The sequence below is a fragment of the Cupriavidus sp. C3SS-1 genome (assembly GCF_057073755.1).
On sequence record NZ_CP172699.1, the window covers coordinates 2,606,645 to 2,624,170 of the forward strand.

The 17,526-nt window shown below is 66.4% G+C and carries 17 protein-coding genes; 5 read left to right on the top strand and 12 right to left on the bottom strand.

The genetic code is table 11. The features are described from left to right. Positions 1-30 precede the first annotated feature (30 nt). A complete protein-coding gene (locus ACIGJC_RS12105) occupies positions 31-1,074 on the top strand; it encodes a M48 family metallopeptidase (RefSeq protein WP_483711531.1) in 1,044 nt (347 codons plus the stop codon). Between the two features lie 18 nt (positions 1,075-1,092). Here ACIGJC_RS12105 and lgt read toward each other — a convergent pair whose 3' ends face one another. Together lgt and ACIGJC_RS12115 are read right to left on the bottom strand one after the other, a co-directional pair. Next, positions 1,093-1,923, bottom strand: coding sequence for a prolipoprotein diacylglyceryl transferase (lgt, locus tag ACIGJC_RS12110; protein WP_483709071.1), 831 nt, complete (start codon positions 1,921-1,923; stop codon positions 1,093-1,095). Positions 1,924-1,940: 17 nt separating this feature from the next. Beyond that, the gene (locus ACIGJC_RS12115) at positions 1,941-2,888 is read right to left on the bottom strand and encodes a LysR family transcriptional regulator (protein WP_483709072.1); all 948 of its coding nucleotides are present in this window, start codon (positions 2,886-2,888) and stop codon (positions 1,941-1,943) included. 152 nt (positions 2,889-3,040) lie between these two features. Here ACIGJC_RS12115 and ilvD point away from each other — a divergent pair, with 152 nt between their 5' ends. Then, positions 3,041-4,714, top strand: a complete 1,674-nt coding sequence (gene ilvD, locus ACIGJC_RS12120; RefSeq protein ID WP_483709074.1) for a dihydroxy-acid dehydratase — start codon at positions 3,041-3,043, stop codon at positions 4,712-4,714. A gap of 328 nt (positions 4,715-5,042) precedes the next feature. Here ilvD and ACIGJC_RS12125 read toward each other — a convergent pair whose 3' ends face one another. The 3 genes from ACIGJC_RS12125 to ACIGJC_RS12135 are packed head-to-tail and all read right to left on the bottom strand — an operon-like array spanning position 5,043 to position 7,559. Further along, on the bottom strand, positions 5,043-5,573 hold the full coding sequence (locus tag ACIGJC_RS12125; RefSeq protein ID WP_483709075.1) for a hypothetical protein: 531 nt from the start codon (positions 5,571-5,573) through the stop codon (positions 5,043-5,045). Continuing rightward, positions 5,570-6,004: a DNA polymerase III subunit chi gene (locus ACIGJC_RS12130; RefSeq protein WP_483709076.1), complete on the bottom strand. Its 435-nt coding sequence runs from the start codon at positions 6,002-6,004 to the stop codon at positions 5,570-5,572. Before ACIGJC_RS12130 ends, ACIGJC_RS12125 begins: the two co-directional genes overlap by 4 nt. Before the next feature lie 22 nt (positions 6,005-6,026). Next, on the bottom strand, positions 6,027-7,559 hold the full coding sequence (locus ACIGJC_RS12135; RefSeq protein WP_483709077.1) for a leucyl aminopeptidase: 1,533 nt from the start codon (positions 7,557-7,559) through the stop codon (positions 6,027-6,029). 165 nt (positions 7,560-7,724) lie between these two features. Between ACIGJC_RS12135 and lptF the strand changes: the two genes are divergently transcribed. Genes lptF through ACIGJC_RS12150 form a run of 3 tightly spaced genes read left to right on the top strand, consistent with a single transcriptional unit; the run spans position 7,725 to position 10,424 of the window. After that, entirely contained in the window at positions 7,725-8,846 is a 1,122-nt protein-coding gene (gene lptF, locus ACIGJC_RS12140; RefSeq protein WP_483709078.1) for an LPS export ABC transporter permease LptF, read from the top strand. Beyond that, positions 8,843-9,997 (top strand): LPS export ABC transporter permease LptG, encoded by a 1,155-nt coding sequence (gene lptG / locus ACIGJC_RS12145; protein WP_483709079.1) that lies wholly within the window; start codon positions 8,843-8,845, stop codon positions 9,995-9,997. Before lptF ends, lptG begins: the two co-directional genes overlap by 4 nt. Positions 9,998-10,010: 13 nt before the next feature. Next, a complete protein-coding gene (locus ACIGJC_RS12150; protein ID WP_483709081.1) occupies positions 10,011-10,424 on the top strand; it encodes a sirohydrochlorin chelatase in 414 nt (137 codons plus the stop codon). A gap of 47 nt (positions 10,425-10,471) precedes the next feature. Here ACIGJC_RS12150 and cobA read toward each other — a convergent pair whose 3' ends face one another. From cobA to ACIGJC_RS12185, 7 genes are read right to left on the bottom strand one after another with little or no spacing between them, the layout of a single operon-like run. Continuing rightward, positions 10,472-11,275, bottom strand: coding sequence for a uroporphyrinogen-III C-methyltransferase (gene cobA / locus ACIGJC_RS12155; RefSeq protein ID WP_483709082.1), 804 nt, complete (start codon positions 11,273-11,275; stop codon positions 10,472-10,474). A gap of 39 nt (positions 11,276-11,314) precedes the next feature. Beyond that, a complete protein-coding gene (locus ACIGJC_RS12160) occupies positions 11,315-12,619 on the bottom strand; it encodes a sulfate adenylyltransferase subunit 1 (protein WP_483709083.1) in 1,305 nt (434 codons plus the stop codon). A 24-nt stretch (positions 12,620-12,643) separates the two neighbouring features. Next, complete coding sequence (gene cysD, locus ACIGJC_RS12165; RefSeq protein ID WP_483709084.1) at positions 12,644-13,609, bottom strand: sulfate adenylyltransferase subunit CysD; 966 nt, start codon at positions 13,607-13,609, stop codon at positions 12,644-12,646. A gap of 17 nt (positions 13,610-13,626) precedes the next feature. Continuing rightward, positions 13,627-14,430 (bottom strand): phosphoadenylyl-sulfate reductase, encoded by an 804-nt coding sequence (locus ACIGJC_RS12170; protein WP_483709086.1) that lies wholly within the window; start codon positions 14,428-14,430, stop codon positions 13,627-13,629. Beyond that, positions 14,427-15,002: a DUF934 domain-containing protein gene (locus ACIGJC_RS12175; RefSeq protein WP_483709087.1), complete on the bottom strand. Its 576-nt coding sequence runs from the start codon at positions 15,000-15,002 to the stop codon at positions 14,427-14,429. The genes ACIGJC_RS12170 and ACIGJC_RS12175 overlap by 4 nt, the downstream gene beginning before the upstream one ends. A 17-nt stretch (positions 15,003-15,019) precedes the next feature. Beyond that, positions 15,020-16,702, bottom strand: coding sequence for a nitrite/sulfite reductase (locus ACIGJC_RS12180; protein WP_483709089.1), 1,683 nt, complete (start codon positions 16,700-16,702; stop codon positions 15,020-15,022). Positions 16,703-16,730: 28 nt separating this feature from the next. Beyond that, positions 16,731-17,504, bottom strand: coding sequence for a sulfite exporter TauE/SafE family protein (locus tag ACIGJC_RS12185; RefSeq protein ID WP_483709090.1), 774 nt, complete (start codon positions 17,502-17,504; stop codon positions 16,731-16,733). Positions 17,505-17,526: the final 22 nt, after the last annotated feature.

Below are 17,526 nucleotides of genomic sequence, written 5' to 3' on the forward strand. Positions count from 1 at the left end.
CCGAAATGATTCACCCATGACATGGCGCCGATGATTCCCGTCACCTACTTCGATGGCCGCTCTTCCCGGGCGCACCCGGCCACGCTGGCCGTGGACGCCGGGCAGGCCGTACTGCGCGATGCCAATGGCGCGGAACTGCGGCGCGCGGCGCTGTCGTCGCTGCGCGTATCGGAGCGGGTCCGGCGCGCGCCGCGCCTGGTTACGTTCGCGGACGGCGCCTTCTGCCAGGTCAGCGACCACAACGGGTTCGACCGGCTGCTTGCCGAAACGGGACATCGGGAAGGCTGGGTGGTCAGGGCGCAGAACAGCTGGCGCATGGCGGGCATGGCCGTGGCGGCGCTGGTTGCCGTGCTCGTGCTGGGCTATTACGTCGTGCTGCCGTGGGGCTCGTCGCAGATCGCACGCGCCGTACCGCCCGCGCTCGAGGCGCAGCTCGGGCGCGCCACGCTGGCCAGCCTGGACAACGGCGTGGTAGAGCCCACGCGCCTGCCCGCCGCGGAACAGGCGCGCATCCGCGCGGGCTTTGCCGGGCTGAAGCGGCCCGACGATCCGGGCCATGACTACCAGATCGTGTTCCGCCGCGGCGGGCGCCTGGGCGCCAATGCGCTGGCCCTGCCCGGCGGCATCATCGTGGTCACGGACGAACTGGCAGGGCTGGCGGGGACCGGCGCCGGCATGCTCGGGGTGCTCGCACACGAGGCCGGCCATGTGGCACAACGCCACGGCCTGCAGCAGGTCATCCAGGCATCTGCGGTCGGCGCGCTGGCGGCCTACATGTTCGGCGACTATTCCTCGGTGCTGGCGGGCGTGCCCGCCGCGATGCTGACGTTGCGCTATTCGCGCGAGCATGAACGCGAGGCGGATGCCTATGCCATCGAGATCATGCTGCGCAACCGGCTGCCGCCGTCAGCGCTCGCCGATGTCCTGATTGCGCTGGAGAACCAGAACCGTGGCGCGCGGAAGGACGCGGCCGCGCCCGCCGGCAAGGCGGAAGCACCCGAGAGGGATGATTTCCTTTCCACGCATCCGCACACGCGCGAACGGATCGAGGCATTGCGCGCGGCAGGCACCTGACTGCGCGCGGACGCCCTGTCAGGCGCCCGTTCCCGCCGCGGGCTGTTCCTCTGCGGGGCGCGGCTGGCGGCGATACGCCCACACCACCATGCCGATCCCGATCAGGATCATCGGCAGGCTCAGCCACTGGCCCATGGACAAGTGCAGCGCCAGCAGGCCCAGGAAATTGTCCGGCTCGCGCGCGAACTCGACGGCGAAACGGAAGGCGCCATAGCCGATCAGGAACACGCCCGACACCGCGCCCATCGGCCGCGGCTTGCGTGCGAACAGCCACAGGATGATGAACAGCGCCACGCCCTCGCCGGCGAACTGGTAGAGCTGCGACGGATGGCGCGGAATGTTGTCGCCTGCCTGCGGGAAGATCATGCCCCACGGCAGGTCTGTGGGCCGGCCCCACAGCTCGCCGTTGATGAAATTGCCGATGCGGCCGGCGGCCAGCCCGCACGGGATCATCGGCGCGATGAAGTCGGTCACCTCCAGCCAATGGCGCTCGCGCAGCCGCGCGAACAGCCACATGGCGACCAGCACGCCGAGAAAGCCGCCGTGGAAGGCCATGCCGCCTTCCCACACCTTGAAGATCTCCAGCGGATGCGACAGGTAGTACGACGGCTTGTAGAACAGCACATAGCCGAGCCGGCCGCCCAGTATCACGCCCAGCACGCCGAAGAACAGCATGTCATCGAGATCGCGCGCCACCCAGCCCTTGGCTGTCATATGCGGCTGGTGGATGCGCAGGCGCCCGAACCACAGGAACATGATGAACCCGGCCAGGTACATGAGCCCGTACCAGCGGATGGCAAGCGGGCCGAGATGGATGGCGACCGGATCGAATTGGGGATGAATCAGCATGGTGAGGTGGGTGGAAGTTATAAAGGCCCGGCAGCCACGGAACCCACAGGTCCCGCGAAGGCCAGCCCGCTCGCGATGTCGATCAGGGAACGCAGCGCCGGCGCGACGCCGGCGGCGCCCTCGCGCCAGACCAGGCCGGTCTCGATCTGCGGCCCGGCCTCGCGCAACGCGAGGTACGACACGCCGGTGCGGCGAAGGTTGCAGAGCGAGGCCGGCACCAGCGCCACCCCCATGCCCGCAGACACCAGGCTCACGATGGTCTGCATCTGGATGGCTTCCTGCGCGATCACTGGCGACAAGCCGTCGCGCGCATAGTAGCCCGTAATGATGTCATAAAACACCGGCGCGCTTCGTCGCGGGAAGATGATCAGCGGTTCCTGCGCGGCGTCGCGCAGCGAAACCTTGCCGTCGGACGATGCGGCGCCGTGCGCGGGCCGCCAGCCATCCGGCACGGCGAGTACCAGCGGTTCGCTGACCAGCGGCAGGTAGGACAGGCCGTGCGGCATGGCGGGCCATTGCGGGCGGATGACCAGCCCGGCGTCGATGCTGCCGTCGATCAGTGCCTCCAGTTGGATATCGCTGGTGGCCTCGCGCAACTGCAGCTGGACTTCCGGATGCTGTGCGCGGAAATGCCGCAGCAGCTCGGGCAGGATGCCGTAGTCGGCCGTGCTGACGAATGCCAGCGCCAGCGAGCCGATCTCCCCCCGCGCGAACCGCTGGGCGAGCGCTGGCAGCGCCGCCGCATCCGCCAGCACGCGCCGCACCTCGGGCAGCCATTGCTGCCCGGCGGGCGTCAGCATGACCGAACGGCGCGTGCGCGCGAACAGCTGCACGCCGATTTCCTCTTCCAGCGACTGGATCTGCTGCGAAAGCGGCGGCTGCGTCATGGCCAGCCGCGTGGCCGCGCGTCCGAAATGCAACTCTTCCGCCACCGTGACGAAGTACCGCAGCTGGCGCAGGTCCAATGCCGCTCCTGATATGTTTTTCGACTCAATAACGGTCAAATAATATATTTGACACGCCAAAACGCAAGTCGCATTCTTTCGGCACAACATTGCCCTGCCTGCGCCCGTGCGGCGTGCTGGCGGCCGAGAGACATCCCCCGGAGACCCCCACCATGGCATTCAACAAGCGCTCCAAGAACATCACGCAAGGCGTGGCCCGTTCCCCGAACCGCTCGATGTACTACGCCCTCGGCTACCAGAAGGAGGACTTCGACAAGCCGATGGTCGGCATCGCCAACGGTCATTCGACGATCACGCCGTGCAACGCTGGGTTGCAGCGCCTTGCCGATGCCGCGATCGACGCCGTGAAGGCCGCCGGGGCCAATCCGCAGGTGTTCGGCACGCCGACCATCTCCGATGGCATGTCGATGGGCACCGAGGGCATGAAGTACTCGCTGATCTCGCGCGAGGTCATTGCCGACTGCATCGAGACCGCCGCGCAGGGCCAGTGGATGGATGGCGTGGTCGTGATCGGCGGCTGCGACAAGAACATGCCGGGCGGCATGATGGCGATGGCGCGCACCAATGTGCCCAGCATCTACGTTTATGGCGGCACCATCCGGCCGGGCAACTGGAAAGGCAAGGACCTGACGATCGTCTCGTCGTTCGAGGCCGTGGGCGAATTCACTGCCGGCCGCATGAGCGAGGAAGACTTCGAGGGCGTGGAAAAGAACGCCTGCCCGTCCACGGGTTCCTGCGGTGGCATGTACACGGCCAACACGATGAGTTCGTCGTTCGAGGCGCTCGGCATGTCGCTGCTGTACTCGTCGACCATGGCCAACCCTGACCAGGAGAAAGTCGACAGCGCGGCGGAATCGGCGCGCGTGCTGGTCGAGGCCGTCAAGCGGGACATCAAGCCGCGCGACATCATCACGCGCAAGTCGATCGAGAATGCGGTCAGCCTGATCATGGCGACCGGGGGTTCGACCAATGCCGTGCTGCATTACCTGGCCATTGCGCACTCCGCCGAAGTCGAATGGACCATCGACGATTTCGAGCGCATCCGCCGCAAGGTGCCGGTGATCTGCAACCTGAAGCCATCGGGCCAGTATGTGGCCACCGACCTGCACAAGGCCGGCGGCATCCCGCAGGTGATGAAGATCCTGCTGAAGGCCGGGCTGCTGCATGGCGACTGCCTGACCATCACCGGCCGCACGCTGGCCGAGGAACTGGAGCACGTGCCAGACCAGCCGCGTGCAGACCAGGACGTGATCATGCCGATCGAGAAGGCGCTATACGCCGAAGGCCACCTGGCCATCCTGAAGGGCAACCTGGCCGAGGAAGGTGCTGTCGCAAAGATCACGGGCCTGAAGAACCCCGTCATCACCGGCCCGGCGCGCGTGTTTGAAGACGAGCAGAGCGCCATGGACGCGATCCTGGCCGACAAGATCAACGCCGGCGACGTGCTGGTGCTGCGCTACCTGGGTCCCAAGGGCGGCCCGGGCATGCCGGAAATGCTGGCGCCGACCTCCGCCATCATCGGCAAGGGGCTGGGCGAATCCGTGGGCTTTATTACGGATGGCCGCTTCTCCGGTGGTACGTGGGGCATGGTGGTTGGCCACGTAGCGCCTGAAGCGTATGTGGGTGGGACGATCGCGCTGGTACAGGAAGGGGATTCGATCACGATTGACGCACACAAGCTGGTGTTGCAGGTCAATGTGTCGGATGAAGAATTGGCGAGGCGCCGGGCCGAATGGAAACAGCCCGCGCCGCGCTATACGCGTGGAGTCCTGGCGAAGTTTTCGCGGCTGGCGTCAACCGCGAGCAAGGGGGCGGTGACCGATTGAGCGGACGGCTGCGCGAAGCGTCGCGGCTGCCGAGCCGCGCGCAGCGCAGCCGCAGGCGATGATGCGAAAGCGCGAGCAGGGCCGGGCCACGGACAGTTTCGGGGCTCGTTCAATCATTGTCCGAGAGCCTGCAGACGGACGCGCTCCACGCGGCAGGCAGCGTGGAAGACTATGAAGCGAATACCCGTACGAAGTTCTGCGCACGCTACGATCAATATTCGCCCGCTAGGGTAAGCGACGCGTTTCTTGCTTACTTTTTGTCGCCCGGACAAGAAGTGACTCGCCGGCTACGCCGGCGAAACAGCGGCGCCTGCCCGGGACGCCATCCTCACAACCCACCCGGATCCCGCTCAATCTCTTCCAGCGTCGCATCCAGCCACTCGACCAGCCGAGCCTCGAGCGCCTGGGTCAGTTCAGCCGCGAGCTGCGCGGTCAGTGGCGCCAGCCGCGCGCGCAGCGTGGCCTCGGTATGCGCCTCCACCACCTGCGGCCACTCCGTGCGAAAGCGCATCATGACGCGTGTCAGCAATTCGGAACGCATGGCGCGCAGATCATCCTCGCCGGGCGCATCCGACAAATAGCGCCCCGACACAGCGATGTCTTCAGGATCGGTCACCGGCAACGCGGTATCGCCGTCTTCCACCTCATCCATCAAAACCGGTATCGCCAGCGCATCCGGCTCGCCCGTGTCGCCCACATACGTGACCACGCCCGACTCGGCCATGCCGGCCGTATCGATGACACCGTCCTCGGATAGCGCCGTGGCGGCATCCGGAAACTCCACCACTTCGGTCAGCAGCGGAATGCTGTCGTTGGGCCCGAGCCGCGGGATCACCCGCGAGGTCGTGCGTTCGCTCATGCGGAATCTCCCTTGGGCTGGCCGAGGTCGTGGTGCGTCAGCGGATAACCGCGTTCACGATAGAAACGGTAGCGCTCGCGCCCTGCCTCGCGGTCTTCGGCGCCGGCACCCACGACTTCGATCAGGCGTTCAAAACTGGCGAACTGCGCCGGTGCCTGCGAGTCCAGGTTGATCAGCAGCTGATGGTGCGGCAGGCCTTCCAGCTGCGCGGCCAGCACGATCGGCGTGACGGCCGCATTGGGACTGTCCACGCCGCAGTGCGGCAGGAAGTCCAGCGGCGAGAAGGTCCACAGCCGCGCGTCGAGTTCCGCGAGCTGCGGCGGCTGGCCGTGTACCACCACCTTCTGGCCAGCGCCATATGCCTTGCGGACCAGCCGGCAGACATAGCCCAGCTTGTCCGGCACATTGCTGTGGAAATCGATGCGCGTCATGACTGCCTGCCCCTTGCGCCCGTCAGGCGGCGCGATCCATCAGGAACTGGGCCAGCAGCGGCACCGGGCGCCCGGTGGCACCCTTGGCCGCCCCACTCTTCCACGCCGTGCCGGCGATGTCCAGGTGGGCCCAGTCGTACTTTTCGGTGAAGCGCGCCAGGAAGCAGGCGGCGGTCACGCTGCCGGCCGGGCGGCCGCCGATATTCGCCATGTCGGCGAAGTTCGACTTGAGCTGGTCCTGGTACTCGTCGTCCAGCGGCATGCGCCAGGCCGTGTCCATGGACTTGCGGCCGGCCTGCAGCAGCTGGTCGGCGAGCAGGTCGCTACGGGCGTAGAGGCCGCTGTTGATGTGGCCCAGCGCGATGATGCAGGCGCCGGTCAGCGTGGCCACGTCTACCACCGCGGCCGGCTTGAAGCGCTCGACGTAGGTCAGCGCATCGCACAGGATCAGGCGGCCTTCGGCGTCGGTGTTCAGGATCTCGATGGTCTGTCCCGACATGCTGGTCACCACGTCGCCGGGCTTGGTCGCGATCCCGCTGGGCATGTTCTCGCAGGTGGGCACGACGGCAATCACGTTGAGCTTCAGGCCCATCTCGGCCACGGCCTGCAGCGTGCCCAGCACCGAGGCCGCACCGCACATGTCGTACTTCATTTCGTCCATGCCCTCGCCCGGCTTGAGCGAGATGCCGCCGGTATCGAAGGTGATGCCCTTGCCCACCAGCACCACGGGCGCCTGCTTGGCGCCCGCGCCGTCATAGCGCAGCACGATGAACTGCGGCGGCTCGACGCTGCCCTTGGTCACGGCCAGGAACGAGCCCATGTTCAGCGCTTCCATCTGCTTGCGGCCGAGCACTTCCACCTTGAGCTTGTGGCGCTTGGCAATGGCCCGCGCCGTGTTGGCCAGGTAGGTCGGGGTGCAGATATTGGACGGCAGGTTGCCCAGGTCGCGGGTCAGTTCCATGCCGTTGGCAATGGCCGTGCCACGCACCACGGCCTGGGTCGCGGCCTTGGCATCGTTGGCGTCCACGGCCAGCACCACCTTGCGCAGCGCCGGCTTGTCGGGCGCGCCCGGCTTGCCGTTGGCGCGCTTCAGGCCCGGGTGACGCTCCAGCAGGCGGTAGCCCGCGTCGCGCACCAGCGTGATCGTCGTGATGACGGCCCAGCCGATGTCGCGCTGCTGCGGCGGCTGCTGCGACAGGCACCACAGCGCCGACGTCGCGCGCGTGGCCGACAAGGCACGCACGGCCGTGCGCACGGATTCGGCAAACGCCTTGTCGCTGAAGTCCGCTTCCTTGCCGAGGCCGACCAGCAGCACGCGGGCCGCGCCCACGCCGGCCACTTCGTGCAGCGTAAGGTGCGTGCCGCGCTTGCCTTCGAAGTCGCCCTGCTTCAGCAAGCGTGCGACCAAGCCCTTGGTGGCCACGTCAAGGGCCTTGGCGACCCCCGCCAGGTTCTGCCCTTCGAACACGCCGACCACCAGGCAGTCGGTCTTGGTCGCCAGGAAACCATTTTGGCCGGCTTTGCTCCAATCCAGGGCTTTTGTGCTAAATTCCATCGCGCTTCCTTCTAGGGGCTTGTAGTCACGAAAGCCCCCATTATCCGCGATTTTTATCCGCGACCTGCCGCTGCCGATCCGCCCCGCCGCCAGCCCGCTGTCCTGCGAGGCACTTGACACACGGCACATCGCCCGCGCCGGCCGGCAGCCCGGAACCGACACCGCATGATCCTTCAACAAGCCCTGCGACGCGAGCTCGCCTACACCGCCGGCGCGGTGTTCCTGGTGATGCTGACCTTCATGCTCACGTCGCTTGTGATCCGTATCCTGGGCCTGGCCGCCAACGGCAAGGCCAGTCCCAACGACGTGCTGATCCTGATCGGCCTGGCCACGATCGGCTACCTGTCCATCCTGCTCTCGGCCACGCTTTTCATCTCGACCCTGATCGTGCTCACGCGCTGGTACAAGGACTCCGAGATGGTGGTGTGGTTCTCGGCCGGCATCTCCCTGCGCGACCTGGTCAAGCCGGTGCTGCAGTTCGCGGCGCCGTTCATCCTGCTGTCGCTGTTGCTCGGCGTGTTCGCGTGGCCGTGGGCCAACCAGCAGAGCGCACTGTTCCGCGACCGCTTCGAGCAGCGCGGCGTGCTGTCGATGATTGCCGCGGGGCGCTTCATCGAACCGTCCAACGGCAACTACGTGCTGTTCATCGAAGGCATCGACGCCAACATGCAGTACGCGCGCAACGTCTTTGTCGCCAATGCCGAGGCCGGCAAGGTCGGGGTCGCGCTGGCCCACCAGGGCAAGTTCGAGACCATGCCCAACGGCGACCGCCTGGTGGTCATGGAGAATGGCCGCCGCTATGCCGGCACGCCGGGCCAGATCGACTACCGCATCGTCGAGTTCGAGCGCTATGCCGTCAAGGTGGACAATAAGCCACCTGAAAACCAGAACTCGGTGCCGCCCAAAAGCCGTGACACCATCGACCTGTTGCGCAATCCCACACGCGAGAACCTGGGCGAGCTGCTCTGGCGCATTTCTCTGCCGATCCTTGCCTTCAATTTCGTGATGATCGCCATCCCGCTGGCGTACGTGAACCCGCGGCTCGGCCGCTACACGCCGCTGGTGTTCGCGGTGCTGATCTACCTGACCTACAGCAACATGATCAACCTGGCCCAGTCCTGGGTGCGTTCCGGCTCGGTCCCGTTCTGGCTGGCCTGGTGGCCGATCCACCTGGTGGTGTTCCTGGCCGCGCTGGTGATGTTCCGTTACCGTCAGAACCGCAGCCTGGGCGGCTGGCGCGCCGTGTTCGGGCATCGGCCCGCGCCCGCCAAGGGGGGCACGGCATGAGGGTGCTGCGCGTCTATGAGCGCTACTTTGCGCGCCAGGTCTATGGGGTGTTCATCTTCATCCTGTTCGCGGTGCTGTCGCTGTTCGTGTTCTTCGATTTGCTCAACGAACTGGAGAGCGTTGCCGGCAAGTACACCTCGCTGATCGCGTTCTTCCACGTCCTGCTGCAGGCGCCGACGCGGGTCTACGAGGTGCTGCCGATCGCGGTGCTGATCAGCGCGATCTACGTCTTCTCGCAACTGGCCAGCCAGTCGGAGTTCACGATTTTCCGGGTGGCGGGCCTGAATACGCGGCAGGCGCTGTTCTCGCTGTTCAAGCTGGCGGTACCACTGGCCCTCATCACCTTCATCTTCGGCGAGTTCATCGGCCCCCGGGCCGAGCAGTTCGCGCAGAAGGTCAAGCTGGAAGCCATCGGTGCCACGGTATCGTCGGACTTCCGTTCCGGCGTCTGGGTCAAGGACCGCGACAAGGATCCGAAGGGCGATGGCGAGATCACGCGCTTCGTCAACGTGGCCGGGCTGCGGCCGGACCAGACCATCACCGGCATCACGGTCTATGAGTTCGATGCCCAGTACCGCCTGCGCGTCATCCGGGTGGTGAAGGAAGGCCGGTACCAGGGCGCCCAGTCGTGGCTGCTGAGCGATGTCAACGAGACCCGCTTCTCGGAACTGGGCAAGCCGGCCAACGCGCCGGGCGACGGACTCGCGCCCGAGTTCCGCGCCGAGCAGGTCAAGTTCCCCAGCATCACCATGCACTCGGAGCTGACGCCGCAGATCCTGTCCGTGCTGCTGGTCACGCCCGAACGCATGTCGACGCTGGACCTGTTCCGCTATATCCGGCACCTGCGCGACAACAAGCAGGACACGCAGCGCTACGAGATCGCCTTCTGGAAGAAAGTGGTCTACCCGCTGACCCTGTTCGTCATGATGGCCCTCGCCCTGCCCTTCGCCTACCTGCACGCGCGTGCGGGCGCGGTCGGCGTGAAGGTGTTCGGCGGGATCATGCTGGGGCTGTCGTTCCACCTGTCGAATACGCTGTTTTCGCACGTGGGCTTGCTGCATACCTGGCCACCGATCCTTTCGGCGCTGGTGCCCGGAACGCTGTACCTGCTGTTCGCGCTGACGGCGCTGCGCTGGGTGGATCGTCACTGACACAAGGATCGTGATGCCTCCAACCACAGCCACGCCCAGCCGCCAGGCCCTCGTGTTGTTCGCACACGGGGCGCGCGACGCGCGCTGGCGTGAGCCGTTCGATCGGCTGGCGCAGAAGCTCGGCGGGGTTCTGCCGGGCACGCCGGTGCGGCTTGCTTTCCTGGAGTTGATGTCGCCGCAGTTGCAGGAGGCCCTTGGTGAGCTCGCAGCCGCTGGCATCGACGAGATCACCGTGGTGCCAGTGTTCTTTGGCCAGGGTGGCCACCTGCGGCGCGACCTGCCCGCGCTGATCGATACCTGCCGGCAGCAATATCCTGCCTTGTCGATTCGCTGTGCGCCCGCAGTGGGCGAGGATGACAGTGTCCTCGATGCGATTGCCGCGTACTGCGTGGCATCGCTGGCGCCGGCCGCAACTGGCGGCGCATGAAAAAACCGGGCAGTTGCCCGGTTTCTCTTTCGTACGGCTACGCGGCCTCAGGCCGCTTTCGCCGCAACAGGCTCCGCCTGATCCAGCACCGGCTCGGTCGCCCGCGCCGCCAGCGCCTCACCGATCATCAGCAGGCTCGGTTGCGCCGGGTCGATCCAGCCGGCAGCCTCGCCCGCCGCCATCTGTCGCAGCGTGAACGCATGGCTGCGCTGGCGCGGGGTACTGACCGACTCCACCACCCATGCCGGCGTCGATGGCGCCTTTCCGTGCGCAATCAGTTGCGCAGCAATGGCCGCAGCCTGGTCGCGGCCCATGTAGTAGACCAGCGTATCGGCCCGTACATCGGCCTCGATGTCGGCCGCCGCAGCTGGCACTTCCGTGCCGTCCGCGGCCTTGGCCTGCGTGGCAAACGCAACGCTGCGCGACACGCCACGCTTGGTCAGCGGCTTGGCGATGGCCGATGCGGCCGCCAGCGCAGCGGTAATTCCGGGCACCACCTCATACTCGATGCCCGCGGCTTCCAGCGCCTGCAGCTCTTCGTCGGCACGGCCGAACAGCATCGGGTCGCCGCCCTTCAGGCGCACCACGCGTTCGAACTTGGTGGCCATGTCGACGATCTGGCGGTTGATGAACAGCTGCGCCGTCGAACGCTTGCCGCAGCGCTTGCCCACTTCCACCAGCTTCGCTTGCGGACACCAGGCCAGCATCTCCGGCGATACCAATGCGTCATGCAGCACGACCTGGGCTTCGCCCAACAACCGTGCACCACGCACCGTAATGAGATCCGCCGCCCCGGGACCTGCCCCGATCAGGTAGACCTTGCCGGTCGCTTTGCCTGCCTTGCTCATCATCTGCCCCTTGCGCTTGCGATTGACTATGTGCCGTAACGCTCAGGAGTATGCACGGATCATGCCCGCGGCCACCGTGTGATTGGTCGCCTCGTCGATCAGCACGAAGGCGCCGGTCGCCGGGTTGTCACCGTAGGTATCGCACACGATCGGCTTCTGCAGCGAGAGCTGCACCGAGCCAATATCGTTCAGGCGGATATCGTGGCGGCCGGTCTCGTGCGACAGCGTGTGGACGTCCAGCACGCGATCCACAGCCGACACACGTGCGAACACGCTGGCCGTGGTGTGCTTGAGCACGTACTTGCGCGACGGGTTCAGCGATTCGTCGTCGAACCAGCACAGGTCGGCCTGCAGCTTCTTGGCGGAGGCCGCGGTCGCGTCGGCGGCGACGAACATGTCACCACGCGATACATCGACGTCCTCGGCCAGGCGCACCGTCACGGTATCGCCGGCACCGGCGGAATCGGCGGCGCCGTTCGGCGTCAGCACTTCGGCCACCACGGCGTCGCGGTTGGCCGGCAGCACGCGCAGCTTCTGGCCCACGCGCACGGTGCCTGCCTCGACACGGCCGGCGTAGCCACGGAAGTCGTCCGACTGCGAGCCGTCCTGGCGGATCACCAGCTGCACCGGGAAGCGCAGCGCGGTGTCGCCCTCCGGCGCAGCCTCTTCCACCGGCAGTTCTTCAAGCAGCGGCAGCAGCGACTCGCCCTGGTACCACGGCATGGCGTCGCTGGCGTGCACGATGTTGTCGCCTCGCAGCGCCGACACCGGCACGTAGCGCACATCCTTCAGGCCGAGCTGTTCGGCCAGTTCGGCGTAGGCCGTGCGAATCTCGTTGAAGCGCTGCTCGCTGTAGTCGACCAGGTCCATCTTGTTGACGGCCACGATCACGTGCTGCAGTTCCAGCAGCTTCAGGATGGCCGAATGGCGCTTGGTCTGCGCCAGCAGTTCGGCGCGGCCGTCCTTGACCGTCACACGGGTGGCATCCACCAGCACGATGGCCGCATGCGCGGTCGAGGCACCCGTGACCATGTTGCGCGTGTACTGCTCGTGGCCCGGCGTATCGGCGATGATGAACTTGCGGCGCGCGGTCGAGAAATAGCGGTACGCCACATCGATCGTGATGCCCTGCTCCCGCTCGGCTTCGAGGCCGTCGGTCAGCAGCGAGAAGTCGATCTGCTCGCCGGCGGTGCGCTTGTTCTTGGCGTTGGCCAGCGCGGTCAGCTGGTCGGACAGCACGGCCTTGCTGTCGAACAGCAGGCGGCCGATCAGCGTGCTCTTGCCGTCGTCGACGGAACCCGCGGTGATGAAACGCAGCAGGCCCTGGTGGGTAGATTGGTGAGTCATGTCTGAATCCTTGGCTGCGTCGGCTTAGAAATAGCCTTCCTTCTTGCGGCGTTCCATCGACGCCTCGCTGGTCTGGTCGTCCATGCGCGTGGCGCCGCGCTCGGTGATCTCGGTCACGGCCGTTTCGGCGATGATCGCTTCCGGCGAATCCGCCGTGCTGGCCACCGGGCAGGTGCAGCTGATGTCGCCCACGGTGCGAAAGCGCACCGACAGCACTTCGCTGACGTCGCCGTCCTGCTTCGGCGTGATCGGCGTCACCGGCACCAGCAGGCCGTTCTTGCGTACCACTTCGCGCTGGTGCGTGTAGTAGATCGGCGGCAGCGCCAGCTTTTCGCGGGCGATGTACTGCCACACGTCCAGCTCGGTCCAGTTCGAGATCGGGAACACGCGCATCTGCTCGCCCTGCGCCATGCGCGCGTTGTAGAGGCTCCACAGCTCGGGGCGCTGGGCCTTCGGGTCCCACTGGCCGAACTCGTCGCGGAAAGAGAAGATGCGCTCCTTGGCGCGGGCCTTCTCTTCGTCGCGGCGGGCGCCGCCCATCAGCGCGTCGAACTGGTGCTCGGCGATGGTTTCCAGCAGCGTCACGGCTTGCGCCGCGTTGCGCGAATCGGTGTCCTTGCGCAGGCGCACGGTGCCGCGCTTGATCGAATCCTCCACGTGGCCCACCACCAGGCGCGCGCCGAGTTCGGCCACGCGCTGGTCACGGAAGGTGATCACTTCCGGGTAGTTGTGGCCGGTATCGATGTGCACCAGCGGGAACGGCAGCTCGATCTTGCGCTCGCCGAGGCGGAAGGCCTTCAGCGCCAGGTGCAGCATGACGATCGAGTCCTTGCCGCCCGAGAACAGCAGCGCCGGGTTGCGGCACTCGGCCACCACCTCGCGGATGATGTAGATCGACTCGGCCTCCAGGCGGTCGAGGTGGTCGTTCTGTACCTGCAGCAGGTGCGCCACGCTGCTGGCGGCGCTTGCGATGTCGTTCATGATGCCCATGTCGTTCGGCCCCAATCTCAATGCTTGATGTTCTGTTCGTGGAGCCCGCACTCTTTCGAGTCCTTGCTCTCCCACCACCAGCGCCCGGCGCGTACGTCTTCACCGGCGCGCACCGCGCGGGTACAGGGTTCGCAGCCGATGCTGGGGTAGCCCTTGGCATGCAGCGCGTTGACCGGTACGTTGTGGCGCTTCAGGTATGCCCACACCTCGGCCTCGGTCCAGTCCGCGAGCGGATTGAACTTGGGGATGCCGCGGGCTTCGTCCATTTCCTCGAACGGCAGCTCGGCGCGCGTGACGGCCTGCTCGCGGCGCTGGCCGGTCATCCAGGCGTCCGCGTGCGACAGCGCGCGGTTGAGCGGCTCCACCTTGCGGATGCCGCAGCAATCCTTGCGCAGTTCTACGCTGTCGTAGAAAGCGTTCAAGCCGTGCCTCTTGAGGTAGTTTTCCACTGCCTCGGCATCCGGCGTGTATTGCTCGATGGTGTAGCCATAGTGACCGGTCACCTGGTCCAGCACAGCCAGCGTCTCCGCGTGCAGGCGGCCGGTGTTCAGCGTGAACACGCGGATGCCCGCGCGCACGGCCTGCGTGCCGCGCAGGATCGCGTCGGTCAGCACCATGTCCTCGGCGGCGAGGCTGGTGGCGAAGCGCGCGCGGAAGAAACGTGCGGCAATGCCGGACAGGCGGCTCGCCAGCTCGCGCTCCTTCTCTTCCAGCGCGGCCACGCTGCCCGTGTACTCGGGCATGGTCCACAGCGCGGGACGCAGCGCCGACGCCGGCGCACCGGCATCCACCACCGCGATGTCGCTCAATGCAGCGCTCATGCCGATTCCCTTGCGCCAACTTCGGCACGTGCACGGCGGAACAGCGGCAGCGGCTCGTCGACCGAAGCCTGGTACGCCACGGTGAACTCGGTGAAGCCCTTGATGGCGTCGTCGATGTTCTTGTCGGCGCGCACCGCGAAGGTGTCGAAGCCGCAGCGCTTCATGAAATTCAGCTGGTCGCGCAGCACGTCGCCGATGGCGCGCAGCTGGCCCTTCCACTGGTAGCGCGTGCGCAGCAGGTAAGCCGTGGAGAAACCGCGGCCATCGCGGAACACCGGGAAATCCACCGCGACCACGGCCACGCCGTCGAACAGCGACTGGGCATCGCCCGGCTCGTCTTCGGGGGCCAGCCACACGCCGGTACGCTCGCGCGCGCGGCCGGCCAGCAGGTCTTGATGCGACTTCCACACCGTCAGCGGGAACAGGACGGCGTCCTGGCCCTGCACGGCTGCGGTGATCTGCTCTTCGGTCAGCGGCTGCCCTTCGGCGCCGCGCAGCACGGTCCAGCTGTCTTCGACGATAACCGGGGTGACCGCGTCGGCGGTACGTTGCAGTTGAATGATCTTTGCCATGTGTCTTTCTCCGGTCCTCAGGCTTCGGCGCGCTCGCGCGGCTGCTTGTCGGCGTAGACGCGCTCCTTGAACGGGGCGACGCCGATCCGGTTCACGGTCTCGATGAAACGTTCGTCTTCGATGCGGTTGGCCACGAAGGTCTCGATGATGCGCGAGACCACGTCCGGCATTTCCTCGGCGCTGAACGACGGGCCGATGACCTTGCCGATCGCGGCGTCGTTGCCCTGGGCGCCACCCAGCGTGACCTGGTACCACTCGGAACCATCCTTGTCGACGCCGAGGATGCCGATATTGCCGACATGGTGGTGGCCGCAGGCGTTGATGCAGCCCGAGATATTCAGCGACACTTCGCCCAGGTCATGGACGAAGTCCAGGTTGTCGAAACGCTCCTGGATGGCCAGCGCGATCGGGATCGACTTGGCATTCGCCAGCGAGCAGAAGTCGCCGCCCGGGCAGGCGATGATGTCGGTCAGCAGGCCGATGTTGGCGGTGGCCAGGCCAGCCTTCTTCGCGAGCTGCCACAAGTCGTACAGGTCGTGCTTCTTCACGTCCGGCAGCACCAGGTTCTGCTCGTGCGCGACGCGCAGCTCGCCGAAGCCGAAGCGGTCGGCCAGGTCGGCCACGGCTTCCATCTGCTCGGCGGTAGCGTCGCCCGGAGGCGAGACCGGACCCGGCTTGGTCGACAGCGTCACGGCGGCGTAGCCCGGTACCTTGTGGCCATGCACGCTGCGGCTCACCCAGCGGGCGAAGGCCTTCTCTTCGAGCAGGTGCTTCTCGTACGAAGCATCGGTGTCGGCCAGCTTCTCATAGGCCGGCGGCGCGAAGTATTGCGCCACGCGGTCGAACTCGTCCTGCGTGAGCGTGCCGGGACCGTCCTTGCTGAACTGCCATTCCTCTTCGACTTCCTGCGCGAACTTCTCGGCGCCGATGGCCTTGACCAGGATCTTGATGCGCGCCTTGTACTTGTTGTCGCGGCGGCCATAGCGGTTGTACACGCGGATGGCGGACTCGACGTAGGTCAGCATGTGCTGCCACGGCAGGTCGTCCTTGATGATCGTGCCGAGGATCGGGGTGCGGCCCAGGCCGCCACCGGCCAGCACGCGGATGCGGGTCTCGCCGGCGTCGTTCTTGTAGACGTAGATGCCGATGTCATGCATCTGCACCACGGCGCGGTCGTCCTTCGAGGCCGAGATCGCGATCTTGAACTTGCGCGGCAGGAACGCGAATTCCGGCTGGAACGTGCTCCACTGGCGCAGCAGTTCGGCCAGCACGCGCGGGTCCACCGACTCGTCCGGCGCGACGCCGGCGAAGTGGTCGGTGGTGATATTGCGCACGCAGTTGCCCGAGGTCTGGATGCCGTGCATCTCGACGCTGGCGAGTTCGGCCAGCACGTCGGGCACGCGCTCGAGTTCCATCCAGTTGTACTGGATGTTCTGGCGCGTCGAGAAGTGGCCATAGCCGCGGTCGTACTCGCGCGCGATATGGGCCAGCTTGCGCAGCTGCTTCGAGGCCAGCAGTCCGTACGGAATCGCCACGCGCAGCATGTAGGCATGGCGCTGCATGTACAGGCCGTTCTGCAGGCGCAGCGGCAGGAATTCTTCTTCGGTCAGTTCATCCGACAGGCGGCGGCGCACCTGGTCACGGAACTGGGCAACACGCTCGTTGACGATGCGCTGGTCATATTGGTCGTACTGATACATGGCGGGGTCCGTTCAGTATTCGTGGGATTCAGGAGACGAGCTTGATGGCGACCAGGGTCAGCGTGGTGGCCAGGGCCGCGCGCACCAGGCGCTCGGGCAGCGCGCGGGAGAGCTGAGCACCCAGCCAGATGCCGGGGATCGAGCCCACCAGCAGCGCCAGCAGCAGATTCCAGTCGACGGTGCCAAGCCACACATGGCCCAGCCCGGCCAGCGCCGTCAGCGGGACGGCGTAGGCGATATCGGTGCCGGCCACTTCGGCCGGCTTCATATGGGGATACAGCAGCAGGATCAGCGTGGCGCCAACCGCGCCGGCACCGATCGACGACACCGTGACCAGCACGCCGATCACGGCGCCGACCACGACGGTGGCAATCACTTGCGCACGGCCCTGGAGCTGGAAGCGCGGATTGCGCGCCAGCCAGGCCAGCATCTGCTTGCGGAACAGCAGCGACAACACGGTCAGCAGCACCGACACGCCGATCGTCAGGCGAATCGCGTGCAGCCACTGCCCATGGAGTTCGCCGGCGCTCTTCAGGACGAGGATGGCGGCCACCGCGGCCGGCAGGCTGCCCAGGCACAGGCGGCGCACGACCTGCCACTGCACATGCCCGTGCGCACGGTGCGCCAGCGTGCCGAAGCCCTTGGTGATGGAGGCGAAGGCCAGGTCCGTGCCGACTGCCGTGGCCGGCGAGAAGCCAAACAGCAGCGTCAGCAGCGGCGTCATGAGCGAGCCCCCGCCCACCCCGGTCAGACCGACGAGGACGCCTACCAGCAAACCGGAAACGGTATAGGCAAGGGACATTGAGAGGCTCTTGTGGGCCATT